The organism is Bifidobacterium sp. SO1 (assembly GCF_018555335.1).
Lineage (GTDB): Bacteria > Actinomycetota > Actinomycetes > Actinomycetales > Bifidobacteriaceae > Bifidobacterium > Bifidobacterium simiiventris.
This window is the reverse complement of the sequence record NZ_JAFEJR010000045.1, coordinates 1-1,726: the sequence shown is the minus strand read 5'-3', so window position 1 is coordinate 1,726 and position 1,726 is coordinate 1. Positions and strand designations below refer to the sequence as shown.

Here is a 1,726-nt window from a genome sequence, read left to right as displayed (position 1 = left end):
AGAGGCTTCTAGGCAGAATGGGTGGTGCCTTAAACCTAACCGTTCTAGCGAAGGAGCCTCCGTGGTCAAGGGTAGCAGTGTTAGTGTGTCGATGAGTCAGCAGCATGCGCGTGCGTGGCGTTGCCTGGAGCGCGCGTTCGCCGGTGACGAGGAAATGCTCGCGGTGATGGTGCGTGGCTTGGCGGACGCGTGGCGCGAGTCCGGCGGGGCGGTCGGCGAGGCGTCGGACGCGTTGGATCTCGAATCGCGTGCGGTCGCGCCGTTCACGCGCTTGTCCCTGACCGCGTTGGGCGCGCGTCTGAGCGCGCGCGACGACGAGATCTTCGCCTCGCGTGATCGTTCGTTGAAGGTGATCGGACGCGACGCGAAACGGCTGCTGACGATCGCGGGCACGGTCGAGTTCCGCGTGCGCCGCTACCGGGATACGGACGGCAGGCCCCGGTATCTGCTGTTCGAGGACACGGGGATATGCATGCCGCGCGAGAAGGCGAGCCGGGGTCTGAAGGCGTTCGTCGCGTCGATGGCGTGCGATCAGGCGTATCGTCCCGCGGCCGCGCACGTGGCCGTGTTCTCCCGCGAGACGTTGAGCCCGGCCGCGGTCAAGGACGCGATCGAAACATGCGCCGCGCCGCTCATGGCCCGGGCCGAGGAGGCCAGCAGGCGTTGGCTGGGCGGCGAGATCGTCGGCGAGGAGAAGACCGGGACATTGTTCATGGAGGCCGACGGCGTGTACTGCCATCTGCAGCGCACCCGGGCCATGAAGAAGGCGAACACGCCCAGATGGGCGCAGGTACGCGACGCGAAGGCGTACGAGGGCAAGACGCCCGTCACGGGAGCGGACGGCGGGACGGCGTCCAACCGGTGCCGCAACGTGCTCGTGTACGCGGCCGTCGAGGACGGGATCACGTTCGCGGACCGGCTCGCCGGGCTCGTCAACATGAAATGGGACCTGAGCGACGTGAAACGCGCGTACTGGGGATGCGACGGGGAGAAGGCCTACCGGGACATCGGCGAACTCGTCAAGGCCGACGCGGCGGGAGTCATGGACCGCTGGCACCTGAACGACAAGACCCGCAAACTCGCGCCCGAACCCCTCGTCACGCCGATCCTCAAGGCCATCGACGCGATCCGCCCCGACCTCGCGCTCAAGACCATGGCCGACTGGATGAGCGTCGCAGCGCACGAATGCGCCGGCCGCGAGAACGACCGGTTCGCCGCGACCATGGGCAAACTGACCGAACTGTACAAGTACATCGCGTCCAACCGGACGAGAATCACCGATGCCTCGCTGGGCACGATGGAGGCCACGAACGCGCACGTGGTCTGCGCGCGCACCAAACACACCGGGCTCGCATGGAGCGTGACGGGACTCGACAGCATGGTCCGCTGCCGCTCGAGCCTGGCCGGCACCGGCCGGCTCACCCTCGCGCCCGCGCCATGCGCTCCCGCGGACAAGCGTCCCACGACCCATGTCACGCTCGAACAGACCGAGCAATACCAGCTCAAACCCCCGCTGACCGCCACGCAAGCCAACCGCCTGCACGACGGCAACGGCACGACCGGCAAACAGGCACGCGTCGCCACGGCCGGCAACCGCAAACGAGCCATCCGACGAGGCACGCGCTAACACGCCACGTCCGCTCCCACGCGTAGGTTTTCAAACAACACCACGCATGGTGCGAGCGTCAGCGTCGCCACTCAACCCATCAAACAACCAAACACGGTG

The 1,726-nt window shown here is 67.2% G+C and carries 1 protein-coding gene; it reads left to right on the top strand.

Annotated elements, in window-relative coordinates:
- Window positions 1-61 precede the first annotated feature (61 nt).
- A complete protein-coding gene (locus tag JS541_RS14575; protein WP_214375204.1) occupies window positions 62-1,627 on the top strand; it encodes a UPF0236 family protein in 1,566 nt (521 codons plus the stop codon).
- Window positions 1,628-1,726: the final 99 nt, after the last annotated feature.